The 24878-nt window shown below is 55.2% G+C and carries 23 protein-coding genes; 13 read left to right on the top strand and 10 right to left on the bottom strand.

The window, feature by feature from the left end; translation table 11 throughout:
- Positions 1 to 16 precede the first annotated feature (16 nt).
- The gene (locus CUC53_RS10260) at positions 17 to 811 is read left to right on the top strand and encodes an oxamate carbamoyltransferase subunit AllH family protein (RefSeq protein WP_157798250.1); all 795 of its coding nucleotides are present in this window, start codon (positions 17 to 19) and stop codon (positions 809 to 811) included.
- A 14-nt stretch (positions 812 to 825) separates the two neighbouring features.
- Here the strand turns inward: CUC53_RS10260 and CUC53_RS10255 are convergent, their stop codons facing one another.
- From CUC53_RS10255 to CUC53_RS10245, 3 genes are all read right to left on the bottom strand, one after another.
- The gene (locus CUC53_RS10255; RefSeq protein WP_100294072.1) at positions 826 to 2685 is read right to left on the bottom strand and encodes a peptidase U32 family protein; all 1860 of its coding nucleotides are present in this window, start codon (positions 2683 to 2685) and stop codon (positions 826 to 828) included.
- A gap of 97 nt (positions 2686 to 2782) precedes the next feature.
- Positions 2783 to 3391 carry a LysE family translocator gene (locus tag CUC53_RS10250; RefSeq protein WP_100294071.1) on the bottom strand — a complete coding sequence of 203 codons (609 nt, stop codon included), beginning with the start codon at positions 3389 to 3391 and terminating at the stop codon, positions 2783 to 2785.
- 127 nt (positions 3392 to 3518) lie between these two features.
- Complete coding sequence (locus CUC53_RS10245) at positions 3519 to 4460, bottom strand: LysR family transcriptional regulator (RefSeq protein WP_100294070.1); 942 nt, start codon at positions 4458 to 4460, stop codon at positions 3519 to 3521.
- Between the two features lie 226 nt (positions 4461 to 4686).
- Here CUC53_RS10245 and CUC53_RS10240 point away from each other — a divergent pair, with 226 nt between their 5' ends.
- The 11 genes from CUC53_RS10240 to CUC53_RS10190 all read left to right on the top strand — a co-directional run bounded on the left by CUC53_RS10240 (position 4687) and on the right by CUC53_RS10190 (position 16916).
- The gene (locus CUC53_RS10240) at positions 4687 to 5775 is read left to right on the top strand and encodes a ketoacyl-ACP synthase III (RefSeq protein WP_021230362.1); all 1089 of its coding nucleotides are present in this window, start codon (positions 4687 to 4689) and stop codon (positions 5773 to 5775) included.
- Between the two features lie 249 nt (positions 5776 to 6024).
- Positions 6025 to 7239 (top strand): methyl-accepting chemotaxis protein, encoded by a 1215-nt coding sequence (locus CUC53_RS10235; protein ID WP_100294069.1) that lies wholly within the window; start codon positions 6025 to 6027, stop codon positions 7237 to 7239.
- Positions 7240 to 7248: 9 nt separating this feature from the next.
- Positions 7249 to 7617: a response regulator gene (locus tag CUC53_RS10230; protein ID WP_100294068.1), complete on the top strand. Its 369-nt coding sequence runs from the start codon at positions 7249 to 7251 to the stop codon at positions 7615 to 7617.
- A gap of 13 nt (positions 7618 to 7630) precedes the next feature.
- Positions 7631 to 7948 carry an STAS domain-containing protein gene (locus CUC53_RS10225; protein ID WP_100294067.1) on the top strand — a complete coding sequence of 106 codons (318 nt, stop codon included), beginning with the start codon at positions 7631 to 7633 and terminating at the stop codon, positions 7946 to 7948.
- 31 nt (positions 7949 to 7979) lie between these two features.
- Positions 7980 to 10190, top strand: coding sequence for a chemotaxis protein CheA (locus CUC53_RS10220; RefSeq protein WP_100294066.1), 2211 nt, complete (start codon positions 7980 to 7982; stop codon positions 10188 to 10190).
- Positions 10191 to 10200: 10 nt separating this feature from the next.
- Entirely contained in the window at positions 10201 to 12126 is a 1926-nt protein-coding gene (locus tag CUC53_RS10215; RefSeq protein ID WP_100294065.1) for a HAMP domain-containing methyl-accepting chemotaxis protein, read from the top strand.
- A gap of 12 nt (positions 12127 to 12138) precedes the next feature.
- Positions 12139 to 12708 carry a chemotaxis protein CheW gene (locus tag CUC53_RS10210; RefSeq protein WP_100294064.1) on the top strand — a complete coding sequence of 190 codons (570 nt, stop codon included), beginning with the start codon at positions 12139 to 12141 and terminating at the stop codon, positions 12706 to 12708.
- Positions 12709 to 12751: 43 nt separating this feature from the next.
- The gene (locus tag CUC53_RS10205) at positions 12752 to 14506 is read left to right on the top strand and encodes a methyl-accepting chemotaxis protein (RefSeq protein WP_100294063.1); all 1755 of its coding nucleotides are present in this window, start codon (positions 12752 to 12754) and stop codon (positions 14504 to 14506) included.
- Between the two features lie 56 nt (positions 14507 to 14562).
- Positions 14563 to 15366: a CheR family methyltransferase gene (locus CUC53_RS10200; protein WP_100294062.1), complete on the top strand. Its 804-nt coding sequence runs from the start codon at positions 14563 to 14565 to the stop codon at positions 15364 to 15366.
- A 3-nt stretch (positions 15367 to 15369) separates the two neighbouring features.
- The gene (cheD, locus tag CUC53_RS10195) at positions 15370 to 15861 is read left to right on the top strand and encodes a chemoreceptor glutamine deamidase CheD (RefSeq protein WP_100294061.1); all 492 of its coding nucleotides are present in this window, start codon (positions 15370 to 15372) and stop codon (positions 15859 to 15861) included.
- Complete coding sequence (locus tag CUC53_RS10190) at positions 15858 to 16916, top strand: protein-glutamate methylesterase/protein-glutamine glutaminase (protein ID WP_100294060.1); 1059 nt, start codon at positions 15858 to 15860, stop codon at positions 16914 to 16916. The genes cheD and CUC53_RS10190 overlap by 4 nt, the downstream gene beginning before the upstream one ends.
- Before the next feature lie 98 nt (positions 16917 to 17014).
- Here CUC53_RS10190 and pnp read toward each other — a convergent pair whose 3' ends face one another.
- Positions 17015 to 19162: a polyribonucleotide nucleotidyltransferase gene (pnp, locus tag CUC53_RS10185; RefSeq protein ID WP_100294059.1), complete on the bottom strand. Its 2148-nt coding sequence runs from the start codon at positions 19160 to 19162 to the stop codon at positions 17015 to 17017.
- A 238-nt stretch (positions 19163 to 19400) separates the two neighbouring features.
- Between pnp and CUC53_RS10180 the strand changes: the two genes are divergently transcribed.
- A complete protein-coding gene (locus CUC53_RS10180; protein WP_100294058.1) occupies positions 19401 to 20657 on the top strand; it encodes an amidohydrolase in 1257 nt (418 codons plus the stop codon).
- Positions 20658 to 20778: 121 nt separating this feature from the next.
- Here the strand turns inward: CUC53_RS10180 and CUC53_RS10175 are convergent, their stop codons facing one another.
- From CUC53_RS10175 to gspK, 6 genes are all read right to left on the bottom strand, one after another.
- Positions 20779 to 21210, bottom strand: a complete 432-nt coding sequence (locus CUC53_RS10175; protein ID WP_100294057.1) for a YeeE/YedE family protein — start codon at positions 21208 to 21210, stop codon at positions 20779 to 20781.
- Between the two features lie 9 nt (positions 21211 to 21219).
- Entirely contained in the window at positions 21220 to 21633 is a 414-nt protein-coding gene (locus tag CUC53_RS10170; RefSeq protein WP_100294056.1) for a YeeE/YedE family protein, read from the bottom strand.
- A 187-nt stretch (positions 21634 to 21820) separates the two neighbouring features.
- Positions 21821 to 22588, bottom strand: coding sequence for a type II secretion system protein N (locus tag CUC53_RS10165; protein ID WP_100294055.1), 768 nt, complete (start codon positions 22586 to 22588; stop codon positions 21821 to 21823).
- Complete coding sequence (exeM, locus tag CUC53_RS10160) at positions 22585 to 23076, bottom strand: GspM family type II secretion system protein ExeM (protein ID WP_100294082.1); 492 nt, start codon at positions 23074 to 23076, stop codon at positions 22585 to 22587. Before exeM ends, CUC53_RS10165 begins: the two co-directional genes overlap by 4 nt.
- Positions 23076 to 24257 carry a GspL family type II secretion system protein ExeL gene (exeL, locus tag CUC53_RS10155; protein WP_100294054.1) on the bottom strand — a complete coding sequence of 394 codons (1182 nt, stop codon included), beginning with the start codon at positions 24255 to 24257 and terminating at the stop codon, positions 23076 to 23078. Before exeL ends, exeM begins: the two co-directional genes overlap by 1 nt.
- A 114-nt stretch (positions 24258 to 24371) precedes the next feature.
- Positions 24372 to 24878, bottom strand: a 507-nt coding sequence (gene gspK, locus CUC53_RS10150) for a type II secretion system minor pseudopilin GspK (RefSeq protein ID WP_157798249.1), incomplete at its 5' end; no start/stop codon positions are given.

Below are 24878 nucleotides of genomic sequence, written 5' to 3'. Positions count from 1 at the left end.
CGCTAAAGAATCTCAGTTGATCGTACATTCTACTTTTAGTCGTGCTTGTAATTTTATCACATCAGAAAACGTTATTGTCACTTTATTGAAAGATAACACACCACTAGCACCACGCTCAGCTGTATTGGCATGCAGTGACCTAGGCTTGTTTTTTCAACCTAATATCCAAGTTTCATTAATTAATGGAAAAATAATAACCTCACATGGTGTATTAATTGATTTACTTGCTGGTAAAAATACCGAGACGATTATTAACAGCATAGAAAATAAGTACCTTTCATCACCAAGTAATCTAACACGGTTAGTGAATATTATCGGTGATTTTTTAGTGAAATCCCCCCCCTCCGGTGGAATGCACGATATTCTCAATGGCCAATCGGACTTCTATCCAACTAAGACCATCGAGCGTATTCATAGTGCATTGGATGATTTCACTCTATGGCTAAAAAATGATGGTAATACTTCGTCATTAGCACAATTAGTGGGTTTCGGCATCGGACTCACCCCCTCTGCTGATGATTTTATCCTAGGTGTGATGATGGTTCTTGATCTCTACCATAAGCAAAAACACCATGCCCTTTCATTGCAGCTATATCCTTTATTGGCTCGGACCACAGATATCAGTGCAGCCATGTTAAGTAATGCCTGTAGCAGTCGCTACAGTTTGCTTTTTTCTAGTTTATTCACCTCACCAATCAATAATATTGAGATAACGCTTAAGCAAATAGCCGCTCATGGTCACTCCTCAGGCCATGATATGCTTTGCGGCGTTTATTTCGCCTTAACGAGATTAGAGGGCAATTGGATTTAAACGAAAAGGATAGGCTAACGTTTTAAGCTTCCCATCACCTGCATTTCGCAGCGGTTGCAGTCAAAACGCAGGCGGAAGGTGTCTTTACCCATCTTGAGCTCCAGCGGTTCGGCCTTGAGACCGGGCACCTCGTTTGGGCAGAGGTTCTGGCTATAGCGGATGCAGTGTTTGGTGATCATCAGCACCACTTCCCGCTCCTCCTTGTTCGCCTCATAGGCAGGAGCAATGCGCTCCACCCCATGTTCGCGGAAGAACTGCTCGGCGGCGCTGTTCAGCACATTGCCAAGGTAGGAGAGACGGTGCTGGGGATAGTTGATATCCCGCAGGGCGATCCGTCGCTCGGGGCGCTGGTAGCTGGCCACGCGTGCGGCCTCCAGCGCGGCGATACCATCCCGGCGCAAGCCGTTGAGCTGTGATGCGGCGATAAATAGCGGGTGAGTGAATGCCAACTCAATCTTGCGCGCCACAAACAGGGTATTGCCGAGTTTGCCAAGTTGATCCCGCGCCTGCTGCAACGCCCGCTCCGGGTTGTCGGCAGGCTGTTTGTCGCAAGGCAGGGTCACCGCGGCACTGATGCCCTGCTCGTCGGTGAGCGTGAGGATCACGCCCTCATCGCACTCAGCCAGCACCATATCGACCCGGATGCGGCGATCCGCGCTCGCCTTCTCCAGCATCTTGCTGAAAGCCTGATCGTGGTTGCGGTAGATTTCGGTCCCCACCTTTAGCCCCGGCATGCGTTCTGACAGGAGTAACTGCTTACCTTCGACTTTGTTGAGGCGCATCCCCACCAGCTCGTTGTTCGGCTTGAAGAAGCCCAAACCGTCGCCGTTGTTGAGGGTGACCTGTTTGCCGTCAATCTCGATACCGTCACGGGTCACCTTGGTGACACGCCCCAGCGGTTCACCCACATATTTCGGGCTTTTGGTGGAGTCGATCCCCTGCTGGCGGCCATGGAGGAAATAGTCGGTGCTGCCGCGGTTGAAGCTCTTCTTGGGGTCAGGCGTGAAGCTGTAGCTGCAACGACCCGCAGAGGCGGCCACCAGATCGGAGCGGCTATCCAGAATGGCGTCCAGCTTCTGGCGATACCAGGCGGTAACGTTCTTGACGTAGTCGAGCCCCTTGAGACGCCCCTCGATCTTGAAGGAGCGGATCCCCGCCTCGATCAATGCCTCCAGGTTGTCAGTCTGATCCATATCCTTGAGTGACAGCAGGTGGCTGTCGGCCACCAGCACTTCACCGTCCGGCTTTTGCAGCGAGCAGGGCAGGCGACAGAGCTGGGCACACTCGCCACGGTTGGCACTGCGGCCGGTACGGGCATGGCTGATATTGCACTGGCCGCTGTAGGAGACACAGAGCGCACCGTGGATAAAGAACTCCAGCTGCACATTGGTCGCGGCACTGATCTCGCGGATCTGAGCAAGAGACAGTTCGCGCGCCAGCACCACCTGAGAGAAACCCACATCCTGCAGAAACTTCACCTTCTCCGGCGTGCGGTTGTCGGTCTGGGTACTGGCATGAAGCGCGATGGGAGGCAAATCCAGCGCCAGCAGTCCCATATCCTGCACGATAAGCGCATCGGCACCGGCTTCGTAAATTTGGTGGGTCAGCCGCCGCGCCTGCTCCAGCTCGTGATCGTGCAGCAGGGTGTTGAAGGCGACAAAGACTTGGGCACCGAAACGGTGGGCGTGACGTGCCAGCGCTTCGATATCCTCGATGGAGTTGCCCGCCGCACTGCGGGCGCCAAAGGCAGGGCCGCCCATGTAGACAGCATCGGCACCATGGTTGATGGCTTCGATGCCATAGGCGAGGTTTTTGGCCGGAGCCAGCAGCTCCAACCGGTTGTTATGGCTTAACGGGTGCTTGTTCTGGTGCATGGTCTCGGGATCAGGGCGGACAGCAAATGGGCGCTACTCTAGCCCATTCACCACCCGCGTGCCTTGATCCCGCTTAAGGTATCCGCAAAATGCAGGATTAGATAACCACCTTCAAGGCCAATCCCAGCAGCACCAAGCCGCTCACCTTATCGATCACAAAGGATTTGGCTTTAAGCCACACCAGCACTGGCCCGCGCGAGAGCACCAACGCCACCAGCACATACCAGACGGCATCGATCCCGCCCGCGGTGAGCATCATGATGCCCCCTTCGCTCCAGCCAGTATCGGCGCGCACAAACTGACTGAACAGAGCGATGAAGAAAACCGCCAGCTGGGGGTTAAGGAAGGCAACCATAAAACCTTCAAAGGCCCCCTGCCGACCGCGCAACTGATGCACCTCTTCATTCGCTTCACTACTGGCAGGTTTTGCCAGCAGGGCTTTCACTCCGAGCCAAGCAAGAAACGCGGCGCCGCCGTAGCGGATCAGATCAAACAGGATCGGGGTCTGGGTGATCAAAATGGAGAGACCCAGTGCGGTGACCAGCGCATAGATACCAACCCCGAAGCCGTGGCCAAGCGCGGTGGCCACACCGTGCCCCTGCCCGCCCTGCACCGTGTTGCGGATAATCAGTGCCAGGCTCGGCCCCGGGCTGATAGCGCCCATCACGCAGATTGCGGCCAGTGCCAGCCAACTCGTCAGTTCCATGCTTTTCCTCTTTTGTGCTCGATATGATGACCTGCACTCAGGGTACGGGCTGAGCCATTATGCCTGTCGTGAAAGTTATTAATAGATTCCATAACCAATGGCTATGGTGCCACACAACTGACTGAGGCTAACCGCCGAGATCGAGCAGCTTGCGACTCTCGCCGACGGTGCGTTGCAGGTGATCCCGCAGGAAGGGATAAGCCAGCTCGCGAAACCAGCGGTGGGCCGGATCCTGATGGTGGCGCTGATGCCACAGCAGATGATACTGCTGGTCGCGGGTAGCAAAGGGCAGGTCGACAAAGGTGAGCTCATGGCCGCAGGAGAGCTGCCAGGCGAGATGAGCCGGAGTGGTCATCAGGCAATCGGTGCGCAGCAACACCTCCACCGCCGCCTGAAAGAAGGGGACTCGGGCAAACCAGCGCCGACTCAGTCCCTGCGGCGCCAATACCTGCTCCATCGGGCTGTCCTTGTCGCCACCGCCACTCACCTGCAGGTGAGGCCAGGCGAGATAGTCATCGAGACTCAATGCCTTGCCAGCCAGCGGATAGTGACGTCCCATCAGCACCGCCAGTCGATCTTCCCCCTGATGCAGACCACGGATCTGCTCCGGTACCTGCTCGGTGATGGTGGAGACCAGATCCAGCTCGGACTGCCACAACTGCGGCAGCTGACGCTTGTCCCACAAGCTGTACTCCAGCGCCGCCAACGGCGCCTCGTTGGCGAGTGCAGCGCAGATATCGGGCAGGATATGCTGGGCCACGTAATCGGAAGAGGCGAGCCGGAACACCCGTTCGCAGCGGCTCGGGTCAAATCCGGGCGCCTCATAGAGTCGCTCCAGCGCACCGAGAGAATCCGCCAGCTTGGCTGCCAACAGTTCGGCCCGTGGCGTCAGCAACCAGCGTTGCCCCTCCCGTACCAACAGCTCGTCGTCAAACTCGCTACGCAACTGGGCCAACTGCTTGCTGATGGAGGGTTGGCTCAGGTGCAGCAGCTCGGCGGCGCGGCTGATATTGCGGGTCTCCAGCAGCACCTTGAGGGTCGGCAACAAGTTGAGATTGGCTCTGAGCAAGGAGATACCCTCATCGGTGGCGAAACGCCTATCTTAGGGCAGAGGAGTCCCGCGTTTTAAGCAAAATTTCCAGCCATGTTCAGCACGTTGCAGCCCTTTGCGACCAGATGGCACAGCTGAGCCCCCTGCACATAACCATGACCACAAGATGACAGTGGTTGTCTCGTACGGCATAATTGCACGATTTTCCGCCCGCGGGCGATCCACTTTGAGAAGCGGTAACAAGATGAAATACGCCAATATCACCGGCTGGGGCAAATGCCTGCCTCCCTCCGTGCTGACCAACGATGACCTCAGCACCATCATGGATACGTCAGATGAGTGGATCTATCCGCGCACCGGCATCAAGGCCCGCCGGATCTCCCATGTCAGCACCTCGGATCTCGCCACCCTGGCCGGTCGCCGCGCACTGGCCTGCGCCGGTCTGGAAGCAAGCGACCTCGATGGCATCATCCTGGCTACCGCCACTCCGGACAATCTGCTGCCAAGCGCCGCCTCTGCGGTGCAAAAGAAGCTGGGCGCCGTCAACGCTGCCGTGTTTGATCTCAACGCGGCCTGCACCGGTTTCGTCTACTCCCTCTCCGTCGCCACCTCGCTGGTGCAGACCGGAATGATGAAGAAGGTGCTGGTGATTGGCGCTGAGCGCCTCACCTACCTGCTGGACTGGGCACGCCGCGATACCGCCGTACTGTTTGGCGATGGTGCCGGTGCCGTGGTGATCGAGGCGAGCGAGCAGGAGTGTGGCCTGATTGCCAACAAGCTGGGCTGCGACAGCGAAGCGCGGGAGATCCTGCACGTACCGAACTTCGGTACCGATCGGGTGCGTTTTGCCGACATCGATGGTCTGTTCACCTTCAACTTCGAAGGACCGGAGATCTTCAAACGCGCCGTGCGCGGCATGGGTGAAGCCACCAGCACTGTGCTGGCGCAGGCCGGTATTGCGCCGGAGCAGGTCGACCTGATCGTTCCCCATCAGGCCAATATCCGTATCATCGAGACCCTCGCCAAACGGATGAATGCGCCGATGGAGAAGGTGATGGTCAACATCGAAAACTACGGCAACACCTCCGCCGCCACTGTGCCCATCGCCCTGTGCGAAGCGCTGGAGCAGGGCCGCGTCAAGCCGAACTCCTATCTGCTGACCGCCGCCTTCGGCGCCGGCCTGACCTGGGGCGCTGCCATCATCAAGTGGGGCGATCGCGTCACCCCCATCAAGGCGTGCGATGCCGAACTTCCCCCCTGCGACAAGAGCGCACTGGAACTGATTGCCCACGCCGTCGAAGGTTGCCAGAAGGCTCACGCCAACGAGGCCTGATCCTCATCAGGAGCCTGAATCCTCAGGCTCCTTCTCTCCTTTTTATCCCCACCTAGCTCTGTCCCCCACTTCGCAAGCCGCTTGATACGACAATGGCTGAGACAAATAGCCCCGATTTGCAGCCAATTTATTTTTTTCCGCTAACCTTATTGTGCCAACTATAAATAAAGAGTTTCAAGGGGCACCATCGGTGTTGCAGTCCTGATCCTTTTAGCTCTTACCAAATAATTGCACAGGGATAAGCTACATATGGCACAACACAAAAGTGGCGTGGACACACCGCTTTGGGAACCGGTTTGCTGGATTTGCTGCATCGGGCTTGCTCTGCTGAGCTGCCTGTTGTTGCAACTCGCCGATGCGCTGTCACCTCTCTATCTATTGCTCAATATATTGATTGCTGTTGCTGCTGCTCTCTGGACATCCAACCACTTCCATCAACATATATGCCGCCAGCGTGCCGCACGAGAACAATCCTTAACGACCGACTCTCTCGCCCGCTCCATCGTTGGTCTCGAACAGATGTGTGAAAAGGCTCTACCTATCTGGTCCCAGCAGATTGAAAACTCTCGCCAGCAAACCGAAGCCGCGATGATTGACCTCACCCAACGCTTCAGTGGCTTGGCCAACAAGCTGGAAGAGGCGGTCAATGCCTCCCATCTGGCAGCCGGAGAACTGGGTGATAGCAATGCGTGTGGTATGGCTGGGGTCTTGAGTGAGAGTCAGCGGCAGCTCAATGAGGTAGTGACCATCCTCCATTCCGCCCAGACCAATCGAGATGCCATGCTAAGCGAAATTAAGAGCCTCACTACCTACACTACAGAGCTCAATAGCATGGCCATGGATGTGGCAAAAATCGCCTCCCAGACCAACCTGCTGGCCCTTAACGCAGCCATTGAAGCAGCGCGGGCAGGGGAAGCAGGCCGTGGCTTTGCTGTGGTCGCGGATGAAGTGCGCAACCTCTCCCGCCTCTCTAGCGAAACCGCCCAGAAGATGACCGACAAGGTAGACACCATCAATACTGCTATCGGCCGCGCATTCCAGATTGCCGAAAATGCTACCGCACGGGATCACGCCTCGGCACTTAATTCGGAACAAACTATCGAACAAGTGCTGACCCGTTTCCGCCGCGCCACCGACAGCTTGGCAGAATCCGCCTCCTTGCTACAAAACGAGAGCACCGATATCCATCGCGAAATCTCCAGCGTCATTGTCTCGCTGCAATTTCAAGACAGGGTCAGCCAGATCCTTAGTCACGTCAGACAAAACATGGAGAGTCTCTCCAACCACTTGGTTGCTTTGGAACAGAGCAACAGCACGGCAGAGCCAATCCAAATCGATGCCAATCGTTGGCTGGCAGAGATGGAACTTTCATATGCCACTGACGAACAGCGCAATATTCACCATGGTCGCACCACCCCTTCAGTCAATACGCAGCCAAGCAGCGCAGACATTACATTTTTCTAGGAGAGAGATATGGGCAAAACGATCCTGATCGTGGATGACTCGGCAACCATTCGCCAAGTCGTGGGCATGACCCTCAAGGGCGCCGGTTATGAAGTGATGGAAGCAAGCGATGGCAAAGATGCGCTCAAAAAACTTGATGGAAAAAAGATCAACCTGATCATCAGTGACGTCAACATGCCGAACATGGATGGCATCACCTTCGTCAAAGAGGCCAAAAAACTGGCCAGCTACAAATTCACCCCCGTCATCATGCTGACCACAGAGTCGCAAGAGAACAAGAAGCACGAAGGACAAGCCGCAGGAGCCAAAGCTTGGGTGGTCAAACCCTTCCAGCCTGAGCAGATGCTGGCCGCAGTCGCCAAACTCATCATGCCCTGAGCCGGAGCGCATCATGCAAGTACAGAGTGAGCTACTCGACAACAAGGTGGTGGTGACCATGCCGGACGAGATCACCATCTATACAGTCAGCGAGCTGAAAGATGCCATCTCGCTCTTGCTGCATCAAGGGCGCGAACTGGAACTGAATCTGGCGGCGGTATCCGAAATAGACAGCGCTGGGCTGCAACTGCTACTGGCGGCAAAGAAAACTGCACTGCAACAGGGCACCTCCCTGGCGCTGGTCTGGCACAGCCATGTTGTGCTTGAACTGCTGGAGCTCTGCCAGCTCTCTGCCTTTTTTGGCGACCCCACCCTCATCACCCATGGCTAACGGCCCTTAGCCACCATGACAAGGAGTCACCTTGAGCATCGATCTTGATCAGGCCTTACAAACCTATATCGCCGAGGCACGCGAGTTGCTTGAAGAGATGGAGTCCTCCCTACTTTCATTGGAGGAAGATCCAGACAATAGCGAGCTGATTGGCGCCATCTTCCGTGCAGCGCACACCATCAAGGGGTCGGCAGGCCTGTTTGGTCTGCAGCCAATTGTCGGGTTTACCCATATCGTCGAGGATCTGCTCGACCAGATCCGCAATCAGCAGCTCACCGTCACCTCTCCTCTGATCAAGGATCTGCTGGAGAGCTGTGACCACATCCAGACGCTCATCAGTGTCGTTGCAGAACAGGGTTGCACGTTAAGCGATAGCGATGCCAACCAGGATACACGGCTGAGACTCGCCCTAACCCGTCATCAGTGCGTCCCCCATGCAACGCTGCCAGATACTGTACATACGCCGGAACCCAAGATCGAAAAAGAGGGAGGAATTACCAGATCCGCCTCCCTGTGGCATATCTCCCTGCGTTTTGGCCCCGATGTGCTGCGCAATGGCATGGATCCGGCCGCATTTCTACGCTACCTAGGCACACTCGGCACCATATGCTCGGTGGAGACCATCCATCAGGCGCTACCAGATTGGGAACCGTTCGATCCGGAGAATTGCTATCTCGGCTACGAGATAGACTTCGACTCGCAGGCAGATAAAGCGGCCATCAGCGATGTTTTTGAATTTGTCAGAGATGACTGCCAGATCACCATTTTGCCGCCCCACAGCAAGATCGCCGAATTTATCAACCTTATCGAGTCGCTCCCAGAAGATAACGCCATGCTGGGGCAATTGCTGGTCAACACCGGCGCCCTGACCGCAGAGGAGTTAGCCAACGGCCTGCAGGCACAGCAAGCAACCCTCACAGAGCAAGTACCCAAACTCGGGGAGATCCTGATTGCACAGGGTGCCGTCAACGAAGTCGTGGTCGATGCCGCCCTGAAAAAACAGAGCCAAACCAAGGAGAACAAGAGCAAAGAGGGGCGTTACGTCAGGGTACATGCCGACAAGCTGGATGACCTGATCAATCTAGTCGGCGAGCTAGTGGTCGCCAGTTCAGGCGCTAACCTGTTAGCCCAACGTACCCGAGAGAGCCAACTGCAGGAAGCCACCTCGCTCATTGCCATGCTGGTAGAAGAGATCCGTGACAGTACACTGCGCCTGCGGATGGTGCCTATCGGCGATACCTTCAACCGCTTCCAGCGGGTGGTACGCGATGTCAGTCAGGAGCTAAACAAGGATATCACTCTGGTGATCTCCGGAGCCGAGACTGAACTGGACAAGTCGGTGGTAGAGAAGATCGGCGATCCGCTGATGCATCTGGTCAGAAACTCGATGGATCACGGTATCGAATCGGCAGAGCAACGGTTACTGGCAGGCAAATCCCCCTGCGGCACCCTCAACCTCAACGCTTATCACGACTCCAACAGTATCGTTATCGAGATACGGGATGACGGTGCCGGTCTCAACAAGGCCAAAATCCAACAAAAAGCCATCGAGCGTGGTCTGCTCAGCACCACTAGTACGCTAACGGATCAAGAAATATACAATCTGATCTTCGAGCCGGGATTCTCCACCGCAGAGGCGATCACTAACCTCTCTGGCCGCGGGGTAGGGATGGATGTCGTCAAACGCAACATCACGGCCCTGCGCGGCACGGTCGAGCTTGACAGCATCCCAGGAAAAGGAACCCGTGTGCAGATCCGCCTGCCACTGACTCTTGCCATCATCGACGGCTTCTTGGTAAGGGTCTGTAACACCCACTACGTCATTCCCCTCGATATGGTGATCGAATGTGTTGAATTGACCCAGAGTGCACTGGCCGACACCCAAGGGCGCAATTACATCAACTTGCGTGGCGAGGTGCTGCCCTTTATCCGCCTGCAACACTACTTCGATACCAATGGCAGCAAGGGGCGACGCGAAAACATTGTCGTAGTGAGCCATGCAGGAAAAAAATCCGGTCTAGTGGTGGATGAACTGCTGGGAGAATTCCAGACCGTCATCAAACCGTTGGGGAAATTGTTCCAGCGCCTGCAGGGCATTAGTGGTTCAACCATTCTGGGGGGGGGAGAGGTCGCCCTGATCCTCGACATACCCTCATTGATCCAACACGCGATCACTCAGGAATCTTGTCAACTCAACAGATTGACAGCCTCACGTAACCAGCCTCAATCAAGCCTCAACTGAGGGAACTATCATGTTCAAACACTCCACCATCAAATTGCGACTCATCGTGCTGCTCTGCATGCTATGCCTGCTGCTGCTGACCGTTGGCAGCCTCGGGTTATACAACATGCAGAGCAGCAATACGGGGCTACAGCGTGTTTACAACGACAGAGTGGTCCCCCTTAAACAGCTAAAGACCATCTCCGACAGCTATGCCGTTTCAATCATCGACAATCTCAACAAGGCCAATGCAGGGCAAATCCCAGCAGAAGAGGCCCTGAGCCAGATAAAACAGGCCCAGCAGACCATCAAAAATGAATGGCATCACTACCAATCCACCACCCTCACCCCCGATGAGCAACGCTTGTCAGCCGAAGCAACCATTCTGTTCAATGCAGCTGATACCGATATTGGCAAACTAGAGAGATTCCTCGCTACCCAGCATGGCATGATTGCCGGCATGCTGAATAATTTTGATGGCATTCTATATAGTTCCATCGACCCGATAGGCAACAAAATCACCGAGCTGGTCAACCTGCAGCTGAATGTGGCCAAGTCAGAATATACCGCAGCCCAATCTTGGTATGACGTGATGTTGATCACCATGGCGGTGGTGATCACAGCCGGCATCGTGCTCGCAGCCTGGTTTGGCACCCTGCTGATCAAAAGCATTATCACTCCCATTGAACAGGCTCTGCGGGTGGCCAATAGTCTGGCAGATGGCAATCTGGATGTATCCATCCAGATTGAGTCCACCGATGAAGCGGGGCAGCTGTTGATGGCAATGGACAACATGGTCAGGAAACTGAGGGCCTTGATCACGGATATCGAGACTCTGGTCACCGCCGCCGTCGAGCAGGGAGACTTCAGTCACAAGATTACGCTGGAGGATCGTCAGGGCTATATCAAACGGGTATCCGAGCTGCTCAATCGCCTCTCCCATGTAACAGACACCAGCCTAGAAGATGTGATGCGCATCGCCACTGCGCTCTCCAAGGGTGACCTGACCCAACGGATCGATGAACCCTACCCCGGTATTTTTGGCCAGACCAAAGATGGCCTCAACCAGACTATTAGCGCGCTAACTAATATCATCGAAGAGGTCCGCAACGCCGCCGACAACCTGACCAATGCCTCCAATCAGGTGAGCAATACCGCGCAGGCATTGAGCCAGGCCACCAGCGAGCAAGCAGCCAGCGTCGAGGAGACCAGCGCTTCTATCGAGCAGATGAGCGCTAGCATCAATCAGAACACCGAAAACGCCAAGATCACCGATAGCATGGCCAGCAACTCGGTGTTAGAGGCCACCGAAGGAGGACAATCCGTTCAACAAACCGTGACCGCCATGCAACAAATCGCCAAAAAAGTCAGCATCATCGACGACATTGCCTACCAGACCAACCTGCTTGCCCTCAACGCGGCCATTGAAGCGGCTCGCGCCGGAGAACATGGCAAAGGGTTTGCGGTGGTTGCTGCCGAGGTGAGAAAACTAGCAGAGCGAAGCCAGATCGCCGCGCAAGAAATTGGCGAGCTATCTTCTAACAGCGTCAGCAAAGCGGAGCTGGCTGGCAACCTATTAGAGAGGATCGTTCCCTCTATTCGCAAAACCTCGGATCTGGTGCAAGAGATCAATGCCGCCTCAGGCGAACAGGCCAGTGCAGCCAACCAGATCAGTCTGGCCATGAACCAGCTTAATCAGGTGACACAACAGAATGCGGCCAGTAGCGAGGAACTGGCAGCCACGGCTGAAGAGATGAGCTCGCAAGCCAGCGAACTACAACAAACCATGGCCTTCTTCGCCCTAGAAAAAGGTGCACCGATCAACACCTCTCCACATGAAAACGGCTTTAAGGGAATTCCCCTGCGCGGCAGTTTCATCTCACCAGCACAGCGGACCAACCAGGCCAAGCAACTGTCATCCCATTCCATTAATGAAGCGGATTTTGTCCGTTTTTAACCGGAGGCGACCATGCACACATCCACCGACATCACGGTACTATCAGCGGTCGCTGACGAGAGCAATGGCGATGCTCAGTACCTGACATTTCTGATCAACAACGAGATGTTCGCCATCAATATTCTGGGCGTCAAAGAGATAATCGAGTACGGCAATATCACTCCGATCCCGATGATGCCGGATTTCATTCGTGGCGTGATCAACCTCAGAGGCTCGGTTGTGTCGGTCGTCGACTTGAATGCCCGCTTTGGCAATGTCTCTTCGGTCATTACTCGCCGCAGTTGCATCGTCATCATTGAAGGGGTGGCCTCACAGGGCGATGAACCTGTGGGGCAGGATATTGGTGTCGTCGTGGACTCGGTTTCGGAAGTGCTGGGTATCCCACCAGCCGATATCGAACCCCCGCCCAGTTTTGGAGCCCGCATCCGAGCCGACTTCATCAGTGGTATGGGCAAGGTCAACGGCAAATTCGTCATCCTCATCGATACCGGAAAAGTGTTGTCCCTCGATGAGATGGCCCAACTCAGTGAACTGGCCCAGCCACAGACAAGGTTGCCTCACGTCAACCTGCAATCCTCCTGAACAAGCCCCTCTACCCCACGACATGTAGCATAAGGAAACGCTCATGACCCAATCACTGTTAGGAAAACTCTTCGGGGACAATGCCACCGAAGTGAAACAACGGACCCAATTACTCGATGCTATCGGCCAGCTGCAACACGCAGTGCAGGCAGAGCAGGTTCCTGCCCTACTCGACCTAGCTGGCATAGATAGCCCCCTTCGAGAAGTAGGGAGTGCCATCAACGAGGTGGTCACCTTACTCAGCAATAAGCTAGAACAGAGCCGCAATGACATTAAAAAGAGCCAGGCTCTGCTTTATGAGAACCAGTTGGTTCGCAAAGCTCTCGACTGTGCCAGCACTAACGTGATGATCGCTGATACCAACCTCGACATTATCTACATGAACGAGGCGGTGACTGACATGCTCAATCAGGCTGAAACCGACATCAAGAAAGAGCTCTACAGCTTCAACGCCAATCAGCTGATGGGCGCCAATATAGACAGTTTTCATAAAAATCCCGGCCATCAGCGTGCCATGTTAGCCAAACTCAACAGCACCTTTCGCACCCAGATCCAGCTGGGAGGCCGCACCTTCTCCCTGATCGCCAATCCGGTTTTCAACGATATCGGCGAACGGCTGGGATCCGTGGTCGAATGGGCAGACAGAACCAAGGAGGTGATGATAGAGAAAGAGATGTCCGACATCGTGCAAGCTGTGATCAATGGCGAGCTGCACCGCCGGATGGAGCTGGCTGGCAAGAGCGGCTTTTTTCAGGCCATGGGAGAAGGGATCAACCAGATTGCCGATGTGATCGATGGCACTCTTAACGATGTCATTCGAGTTGTGCAGTGTCTGGCAACCGGGGATCTGACGCAAAAGGTTGAAACAAATTCTCCTGGCGTATTTGGCACCACCAAGGATGCGCTCAACAAAACTATCTCTTCACTCACTAAGATCGTCACCGAAGTACGTGGCGCTTCTGACAATCTATCTAGCGCCGCCGAACAGGTCAGCGCGACCGCCCAGTCAATCAGCCAATCCAGCAGTGAACAGGCCTCCAGCATGGAGGAGACTAGCGCCTCCATCGAACAGATGAGCGCCAGCATCAACCAGAATACCGACAACGCTCAGGTCACAGACGGCATGGCCAGCAAAGCGGCCAAAGAGGCCATCGAGGGCGGAGAAGCCGTCAAACTGACCGTTGATGCAATGAAACAGATCGCCAGACGCATTGGCATCATTGACGACATCGCCTACCAGACCAATCTGCTGGCACTCAACGCCGCCATCGAAGCGGCGCGAGCAGGCGATCACGGCAAAGGCTTTGCCGTAGTGGCAGCAGAGGTACGCAAACTGGCCGAACGTAGCCAAGTAGCGGCCCAAGAGATTGGCGAGCTGGCCTCCAGCAGCGTCGAGATGGCAGAAAAAGCGGGGCGTTTGCTGGATCAAATGGTTCCTTCTATTAATAAAACCTCAGATCTGGTGCAGGAGATCAGTGCCGCTTCGGTGGAACAATCCACCGGCGTTAGTCAGATCAACCAAGCCATGAATCAGTTGAGTCAGGTCACTCAACAAAACGCCTCTTGCAGCGAAGAGCTGGCCGCCACAGCAGAAGAGATGAGCAGCCAAGCTGAGCAGCTACAACTGGCCATGGAGTTCTTTACCCTAGAGACTCACAGCAAAGAGGGGAAAACGACCGCCTCACACCTTCATCCCAATACCCGAGGTCGCTTCATGAACGAGCACAATGCCAGCACTCGGGAGCGAGCCGCCACCGCACCACGCCCCATCAACGACGGCGATTTTGTCCGGTTCTAGTCACGAGAGAGGCGTTGCCTCTCTCACCTCCGATAACATCGGTAAAGGACCATGTTTTGTATCAAACCGAGCTGCATGATGAAGAGTTCTCCCGTTTCCAACGCTGGCTTCATCACACGGCGGGAATTGAGCTCTCTTCCACCAAGAAAGCACTGGTTGCCAGCCGCTTAGCGAAACGACTCTGTCACTATGAGCTGGATAGTTATGACGACTACTTCCAGCTCATCATGAACGATCGCAGCAGCGAACTGCAGCTGGCACTCGATCTACTGACCACCAACGAGACTTACTTTTTTAGAGAACCTAAGCACTTCGAGTTTCTGGCACGGGAGATCATCGCCACACTCCCGCCCGATCAAAAACTGCGGGTCTGGAGTGCGGCCAGCTCATCCGGCGAAGAGCCCTATAGTCTGGCTATGACCCTTGCAGAAAAACGCAGCGCCTTTAATTGGGAGATCCTAGCCTCCGATATCTCGTCCCGAGTACTGGAACAGGCGATGAGTGGGCGCTACCCCATCGAACGGGCACAAAATATTCCACAGCCCTTTTTGCTGAAATATTGCCTCAAAGGCGTGGGCCTGCAGGAAGGCAGCTTCATCATCGAACGCAAGTTACGAGACAAGGTGCAGTTCATGCAGATCAACCTCAATCAGGATCTACCGGACATCGGCATGTTTGACGTCATCTTCATCAGAAACGTGATGATCTACTTCAATAAGGAGACCAAAGGACAGGTGTTGCAACGGCTGCTGCCTAGACTCAAACCCGGTGGCTACCTGCTAGTGAGCCACTCCGAAAGCCTGCACGGCCTGCCCCACGGCCTACGGCTTGTCTCTCCATCCATCTACCAGAAGGGATAAATCATGGCTCGGGAGGTGGTCCTACAACCGGGAGAACTCTTCTTTGGCAAGGAGGATGTGGTGCTCAAAACCGTGTTAGGCTCCTGCATTGCCATCACCTTATGGCATCCAGAGCAGAAACAGGGAGGCATGTGTCACTACATGTTGCCCAGTCGGCGCAATCCCTCGACCATGCTTGATGGGCGCTATGCCGATGAGGCTCTCGCCCTACTACTGCAAGCCGCCAGTCACTACCCCGCCCCCATCCATGAATATGAGACCAAGTTATTCGGAGGTGGCAATATGTTTACCGAGCCTCAATACGCACAGAGCGACCATAATGTCGCCGCTAAAAATATCCAGGCAGCTTGGCAGCTGACCCGACACCTTGGCCTTGATATCAAGGCTCATCACCTTGGCCATAGCGGCCACCGCAGCGTGCTCTTTGAGCTCAATAACGGCAGTGTCTGGCTGCACCATCATCGTCTGCCACATCAATGGGAGTCGCGAGAATGAAGCAGATCCGAGTCATGCTGGTAGATGATTCCGCCGTGGTCAGACAGGTATTGCAAGCGGTGCTGGAGCAGGAGCCCGATATCCGGGTCATCGCCACGGCATCGGACCCTCTGTTTGCGCAGGAAAAACTGAAGAAAGAGTGGCCTGACGTCATCGTGCTCGATGTGGAGATGCCCCGTATGGATGGCATCACCTTTCTCACCAAGATCATGGCGGAGCATCCAACACCCGTGGTGATCTGCTCCTCCCTCACCGAAAAGGGGGCTGAGACCACCTTGCAGGCAATGGCCGCCGGTGCAGTGGACATCATCACCAAGCCGACCATGGGGATAAAAAGCTTTCTGCAAGAATCTGCTCACGACTTGGCTATGGCGGTGCGAGCTGCGGCCCAGGCCAACCTCAAACGCGTTGGCAAGCCCTCTTCTGTGCCAGTCAGCACCAAGCTCAACGCAGATGCCATGCTGGCACCCAATCAACACGCCATGGCCCATACCACCGAACGGCTGATTGCTATTGGCACCTCGACTGGCGGCACCCAAGCACTGGAAACCGTACTAACAGCCCTCCCCCTAGTCAGTCCAGGCATTGTTATCGTGCAACACATGCCGGAGAAATTTACCGCCATGTTCGCCGAGCGGCTGAATGGGGTCTGCCAGATAGAGGTGCGGGAAGCAAAAAACAATGACCGAGTGCTCCCAGGGCTGGCGCTGATTGCCCCCGGAGGCAAACATATGCAGCTCAAACGCAGCGGAGCCTACTATCACGTCGAGGTCGTTAACGGGCCACTCATCAACCGCCATCGTCCCTCGGTGGATGTGCTGTTTCGCTCTGTCGCAAAATATGCGGGCAAGAATGCCACCGGCATTATTATGACCGGGATGGGCGATGACGGTGCCCGAGGATTACGGGAGATGCTGGAGGCTGGCGCCAACACCTATGCCCAAGATGAGGCTTCCTGCGTGGTGTTCGGTATGCCCAAAGAAGCGATCAAACTGGGCGCCGCCAGCCATATACTACCGTTGCAAGAGATCCAGTACGCCATTCTCGGCAAGTAATTCCTGATCGCGCATTTTGACCATAAAAAAGTCCGGCTCCCCTTCGGGAGCCGGACTTTTTACATCAACCGGAACCAGTCCGGTATCAGGAGAGCAGATTACTCTGCAACAGGCGTTTCTTCAGCGGCAGGGGTTGCGTCAGCAGCAGGTGCAGCCGCTTCGGTCGGAGCGTTCGCTTCTTTGATGGAGAGACGTACGCGGCCCTGACGGTCCACTTCCAGTACCTTCACCTTGACCACATCACCGATCTTCAGATAATCAGCCACATTCTGCACACGCACATCGGTAATCTGAGAGATGTGCACTAAGCCATCTTTGCCAGGCAGGATGTTGACGAACGCACCGAAGTCAGCCAAACGAACGACTTTACCTTCATAGATACGGTTCACTTCAATCTCGGCGGTGATGGCCTCGATGCGACGGATCGCTTCCATGGCAGCTTCATTCGCAACAGCAGAGATGCGCACAGTACCGTCGTCATCCAGCTCGATGTTGGTGCCGGTCTCTTCGGTCAATGCACGGATCACCGAGCCACCTTTACCGATAACATCTTTGATCTTCTCTGGGTTGATCTTGATGGTATGAATACGCGGAGCAAAATCGGAGATTTGAGCACGTGGGGTCTGAATGGCCTCATCCATCACTTTCAGGATGTGCAGGCGAGCACCACGAGCTTGCTTGAGGGCAATCTCCATGATCTCTTTGGTGATACCTTCGATCTTGATGTCCATCTGCAGCGCGGTCACCCCTTCGGTAGTACCGGCAACTTTGAAGTCCATGTCACCCAGATGATCTTCATCACCTAGGATGTCAGACAACACGACGAACCCTTCTTCTTCCTTCACCAACCCCATTGCGATACCAGCAACAGAGGCCTTGATTGGCACACCAGCATCCATCAGCGCGAGAGAGGAACCACAGACGGAGGCCATGGAAGAAGAACCATTGGATTCGGTGATTTCAGATACCACACGCACCACGTATGGGAACTCGGCTGCGCTCGGCATCACCGCAGCGACACCGCGCTTAGCCAAACGGCCGTGACCAATTTCACGACGCTTAGGGCTGCCCATCATGCCGGTCTCGCCGACACAATATGGTGGGAAGTTGTAGTGCAGCATAAAGCGATCAGCACGGTTGCCAGTCAGTTCGTCGATGTTCTGAGCATCACGCTCAGTACCTAAGGTCGCAACGACCATGGCTTGGGTTTCACCGCGAGTGAACAGCGCAGAACCGTGAGCACGCGGCAGCACGCCAGTCGCTACCGACAATGCGCGGATCATTTCTGGATCACGGCCATCGATACGCGGCTCGCCGCGTACTACGCGACCACGCACGATGCGGCTTTCCAAGCTGTGGAACTCTTCGCCGATCTTCTTGGCATCTTCTTCAACGCCGGAAGCGATCACTTGCTCCACAACACGGCCTTTGATGGCTGCGATGGTTTCATAACGTACCGCTTTTTCGATAATGCGGTAGGCTTCACCCAGATCGCTAGTCGCCAGCTCGGCAACCTTGGCTTTCAGCGCTTCGTTGACTGCAGGCGCAGTCCAGTTCCATGGTTTAGTTGCCACGGCAGCAGCAAATTCATTAATGGCAGCAATCACGGTTTGCATCTGCTCGTGACCATATACCACAGCGCCCAGCATCACCTCTTCCGAGAGGATGGCTGCTTCGGACTCAACCATCAGTACCGCGTTGGCAGTACCGGCCACCACCAGATCCAGATCGCTCTGCGGCAACTCTGCGGTGGTTGGGTTCAGCACATATTGACCACTCATGTAGCCCACACGTGCCGCACCGATCGGGCCGCTGAATGGAATACCGGAGATAGCCAGCGCAGCCGATGCACCGATCATCGCCACGATATCGGGGGAGACAGCTGGGTTCACGGACATCACAGTGGCGACCACCTGAACCTCATTGAAGAAGCCTTCCGGGAACAACGGACGAATAGGGCGGTCGATCAGGCGGGAGATGAGGGTCTCACCCTCGCTCGGACGACCTTCACGACGGAAGAAACCACCCGGGATACGACCAGCAGCGTAGGTACGCTCCTGATAGTTGACAGTGAGTGGGAAGAAATCGCGGCCGTGATCGGCCTCTTTCTTACCAACAACAGTCACAAATACACAGGTATCGTCCATGCTGACCATGACGGCCGCAGTGGCTTGACGGGCCATCACACCGGTTTCCAGTGTGACGGTGTGTTGACCGTACTGGAATGACTTAACAATAGGATTCACGTGAGCTTCCTTTTTTACAATTTGGCGCTTTAAATTCGCGTGCAAGTATACTTGATTCGAACCAAAAGGTAAGTCGTGTAGCAAATTCTGTAGGGGCTTTACCGAATAAGGCAGAATACAAAGGATGGGGATGATTTATCGATAATCCCCTCTCCTGCAACCTCTGCTCCTCCTGCGTATGCTCACTGAGCAAAAAAGTGCACAATAGTCGGTAAATTGCATCACCAAGGAAGCTAGGATGACCCTTGAGCACTTGATCAACTGGCGCCGTGACCTACACCGACTACCGGAAGCGGCCTGGAAAGAGTTCCGAACGACCAGCCTGATTGCCCACCACCTGAGCGAGCTTGGCTATCAGATTGTGCTGGGCGATAAGCTACTCGCCAGCAATCTGATGATGGGGCGTGATGTCGATGTGGCCGCCGAAAAAGCCCGCGCTCGCCGTCAGGGAGCCCATCCCGACTGGCTAGAGCGCATCGGCGATGTGACCGGCCTAATGGGAGAACTAGATACCGGCCGTCCCGGCCCCACATTGGCTTTTCGCTTCGACATCGACGCGGTGGAAGTGGAGGAATCCGCAGCCGATCAGCACCTACCACAACAGGAGGGTTTTGCCTCTCACAATAAGGGGTGGATGCACGCCTGTGCTCACGACGGTCACACCGCGATCGGGATGGGGTTAGCCAGCCGCCTGATGGCAATGAAAGAGGAGCTATGCGGATGCATCAAGCTCTTCTTCCAACCCGCCGAAGAGGGATGCCGTGGCGGCAAGGCATTGGCCGCAGGGGGGGCTCTCGATAATGTGGATGCCCTGCTTTCGCTTCATATTGGCATTCACGCCAGCAGCGGTGAACTGGTGATCAACCCCACCGAGTTTCTCTGCTCTACTAAATTCGATGTTCACTTCATGGGCACGGCAGCCCACGCCGGACTCGAGCCTAATGCGGGTAATAATGCACTGGCCGCTGCCTGCATGGCGACCACCGCCATGCTCGGTATCCCTCGCCACCGCGACGGCATGACCCGTATCAATATTGGTCAGCTCCATAGTGGCAGTGGCCGAAATGTGATTCCAGACCATGCTGAACTACGTGGTGAAACCCGCGGCGCTGACAGTGCCCTCAACGACTACATGTTTGGTCAGGTGCAACGGATTGTCGAAGGCTGTGCCCTCGCCCACGATGTGACCTACCGCATCATTAAGCAGGGTGAGGCTATCGCCCTCAATAACAGTCCAGCACTGCAAGCCGAACTGGCCACACTCGCCCGCAAGCAGGGGCTCTCCACTATTCAGACCCGCCGCTTCGGGGCCAGTGAAGATGCAGGGTTCCTGATGGAGCGAGTACAAAAACAGGGGGGTGAAGCCGCTTATCTGATTTTAGGCGCCGACTTGGCGGCCCCCCATCATCACAATGCGTTTGATTTCGATGAACGAGTGATGCAAAGCGGAGTGGACTTGTTGACCTCATGGGTGTTGTCACGCCAACCAAGATGAGATCTGACGAAGTAGGCAAAGACCCACGGCGCGCCAGCCTGATCATCATCCAAGGCTGGCGTGAACCGACTCTGCCAGCAGAATGGATAGGCTCGGGGCTGTCGCCTCTGTAAGAACGCCATTATTGCGGCGAGCCAGCCCATTTGTGCTGCCATCGGTTGGCCAATAACAGGCCAGCCGTCATCGCCACCACAAACAGCAGCACCATCGGGGCGCCAGTGAGCAGCAAACTCAAAGCCGGTCCTGGACATATTCCTACCAACCCCCAACCAATACCAAATAACCCTGCACCACCGAGCAACCGATGATCGATCGTGGCAGTGGGTCTAGCAGGGAGGGGCTCGCCTAACAGACTCTGATGCCGTGGTTTGACCAGCCAAAAATAGCCCGGCATAAATACCGATAATGCGCCCCCCATCACAAACCCCAAACTTGGGTCCCAAGCACCTGCCACATCGAGAAACGCGAGCACCCGAGCGGGATCGACCATCCCCGACATTGCCAGTCCCAGCCCAAACAGCAAGCCAGCCACCAGACTCATGAACAGCTTCATGGCGATTCCTTACCAGAGATGGCGAGTGACGAACACGGTGCAAGCCGCACTTATCATAAAGGTGAGGGTGGCGATAACAGAGCGCGCTGATAAGCGACCGATGCCACAGATCCCATGCCCACTGGTGCAACCATTCGCAAGCCGAGTTCCCACACCAACCAATAGCCCAGCCAACAGCACCAAAGGCCACGCAGGCAAACGAGTAAGATCAGGCAGCACAGCCCACTCCAACAGAAATGCGAGCCATGCTCCCATCGCCAAGCCCAATAAAAACAGCCAGCGCCACGCCTCTTGCTGCGCTAGAGCTCCCACTAAGATGCTACTGATCCCAGCCATCCGGCCGTTAAACAGCAGCAGTAATAATGCAGCCAACCCGATCAAACTGCCCCCGAGCAGGGCCAACCACCATTGGGGCTCCATCATCTCACTGCCTCATCAACGTTAAACAACCCTCTTGAACCGCGATGGTATGAGGCCATTTTTATGGTCGTGCAATACAGAGTGGGCCCACCACATCGCCAAGGAGTACTAAAGCGGCACGGCTGACAACCTCGTGACTCACCATGCCATCCCATCAGGTTACGCTCACCAAGTTGCTCGCTGTGCCGACTTAAATCTGCCCTTGATAACGTAACGGAAAACGCCCTTGACTATCAGGTTGTCCCAGCAAGGGCAGCCCCTGTTTCATCTGTTCAGGCAAGGCTGGACCGGGTTTCAAACTACCTTGGAACAGATACTGACCGTTTGGTTGTAACTCAGCGCGTCCTATGGTTTGCACCATCTCCGAGGATTGCTTGAGCTCGGCCACTAACTTGGAATCCAGACAGTTCAGCGTCAGTGCTGGATCGGCCAAATCCAATTTACCAGCGGGGGTATCTGCACTGGCCTGATACCAGTCGAGGTTGCCATAAAGGTTGTCACACCAAGGTTGGCCTTGGGCAAATTGATCCACTTTTAGTTGCAACTGGCCACTGATCGTCAGCGCAAATGGCAACGGCATGGGGACGCGGGACAATAACCAAGCAGCAGGTAAATTTAAGGTGACATCACGACCAAATAGCGCGCCCTGCCAGCCAACCACGCCCTGCCCATTGACACTGTTTCGATCACCAAAACGCAGCGACACCTCGGGAGCAAGGCGCAACAGCGACCAGCCGTTAAGCTCCCACCGTAACAGACTGATCGATTCGCTGGCGTATTGCAGCCGTGCGATCTGGCCACGCCAGATCGTGCCACTGACCCCTTCTAGGGTCAGCAAGGTATTGAGAGGGGCTGGTAGTGGCAAATAGCGCACCACCAAGGCCGCAGGTAGCGTGGCCAGCAAAAAGAGGATGTAAGCCACGACAAACAGAGTGGCAATCAGTAAACGCTGTTTCATTCGGGACGACTCAGTTGTAAACGTCTGACCTTAACCTGGCCAGGTGCCAGATTTTCACGGGCAATTTCGATCACCTCGACGTCAACACCATGACGCTCAACCAAGGTGGCTAACCACAAAAGCAGTGATTCAAAAGGCACGGTATCGATCCACACTTGCAACGCATTGCCCTGTGGCTGCAGGCGGGCAATCTCGATTTTTTGGTTAAATGCGGTGCGGTTAACCACCCCTTCAAGGGTGCCGCTGGTATCTATCTGGCGACCTTGCCCACCTTGCATGGCCAGCACGATCTGTCCTTTCTCTTTGAGCCACGCCAAAGTTTGCTGCTGATTTTGTACCTGCCGTGCCCGCTCTTCAATACGGTTCGTGATCGGTTGCCAGATCGTCCAATAACAGATCCCAACCAACAGTAATCCACCACCGATAGCAACCAGTCGCTGCTCGCGAGTGGTCATCTGCTGCCACCAACGCTGCCATTTATTGATCATCATGATTTGTCCTTGAGCACAAGCGTGCCCTCAACATTGCCCTCGGTGCTGCGGATCTCTCCCTGCTTCACCATAAAGCGTTTGCCAGCTAACTCACGAAACCGCTCAATATCGCCGAAACTAGGGGCAGTGACCTGCAGCCTCAGTTCACTACGATCGGCATCAAAACGCAGTACTTGGAGTTTGAGTGCGGGGATCTCAGCCAAGGTGGGGGCAAGCTCAGTCAATACCAGCAACACACCACTTTGTGAGGTTTGCCCGAGCAGCTTGAGATGTTGGTTCATCTGACTGCGTACATTGACGATTCGCGTCTCCCCAGGAAAAATCTGGCTATACACCGCTCTAATTTCAGCTTTGAGGGCCTTATCTTGCTCTGCCAGTTGGTATAACTGGACACCCCGTTGAGCGAGTGCAACCAGCAGCAGCAGCCCCGCCATCACCACCACGTTACGCCACTGCTGCCAGTAACGGCTGTATTCGGTTTGCGGGCGATAAGGGCCTGTGAGTAAATTGGCTTGGCAGGTGAGCGCGCCATTGGCAAGCAGCAGCATAGGGAGCTCGGGGTCTGCGGGTACCCAATTAGCCGCCGCCATGGCGGGAGCGGGTGTATGGGTATAAATGGTGATCGGCTCAGCTTGTGCAGCCAATACCAAGGCTAACAATCCCTCATCGGCAACAATACCTTGGTAGGCACCTTGACGAAGTATCCACTCCTGCCCCAGTTGCAAAGCAGACCAGCCATCAGCAGCGGGAGAAAGTGCCAGTACATCCGGCAGCAACTGGCGGGTGTGTAAACCGGCCGCCTCCAGCCACCCCAACCATTGATCCATTTTGTGACGATCAACAGCCATGACATCAACCAAGGGACCATCATGGGCCAGCACCACAAGATGCAGTTCGTCGACATCAGATGCGACTAACTCTTCTAACAAATAGGGTAAGGCCGCCGCAGATTGCCGATTGTAGCGACCGGGTAAGGTGACGCGGCGGAAGATAAGATCGCTACCAGGCACCAGCACCACCACTGGGCGACCACCTGCCCGCTCCTGCAGCGCTGACAACCCATCAGCCGAGGCCAAGGTACCAGAAGCAATGATCTCCTGCTCCCCTGCCGACCAGACTAACCAAGCTACCGGTTGTTGTTGATTGGTCCCCAACCGGATGACCAGACTTTCGCTCACTACGCTCTCTCCTGCGCGGCTAACCGCTTAATTTGCCGATACGCCCATCTATCAACCCAACGGCTGGTTCCCTGCCACGTACGACGCAGCCCCAAAAGCAGACTCTGCCGAATGCTACTCAGCCCCATCATTGAGACGACGCAAGACCACCAGCTTATTTTCAGAACTACGCATAAAGATGGTTTGTAACCTAGCCCGCGTATCACCTACTTCGGCAATTAATTGCGCGTTGAAATAGTCGCTGCTCACTACTAATGAGTCCTCTAACCCCGGGATGGTACTAGCTTGAACGGGCATCTGAACCGTCATCGCTTTTTTCTCTTGCCACCCTTTTTGGGGACGCTCGGTTAACACTCGTTTTGCTTCATCTGTACCTATCTTGCCCAAATAGAGAGCACTGAGCAGCGCCGGACGAGTGGGGTCAAGGGTATTAATGTTGATCTTCAACTTGTTATTCGGGACCACACACACATAAGGGGCGAGTCTGGCATAGATCTTGGCGGTCACTCCACGCACAGCACGTAGCTCATCTTTATCTAGCATGAGCTGGTTGGCTGTCAGATAGGGTGGTTTGAGCCCCTCATAATGGGCATCTTCAGCACCTAAGCTAGACACCGGCTC

It is taken from the genome of Aeromonas cavernicola, from assembly GCF_002795305.1.
Taxonomy (GTDB): Bacteria; Pseudomonadota; Gammaproteobacteria; order Enterobacterales; family Aeromonadaceae; genus Aeromonas; species Aeromonas cavernicola.
Note: the sequence above shows the minus strand (reverse complement) of the source record. Positions and strands in the feature narration are given on the sequence as shown.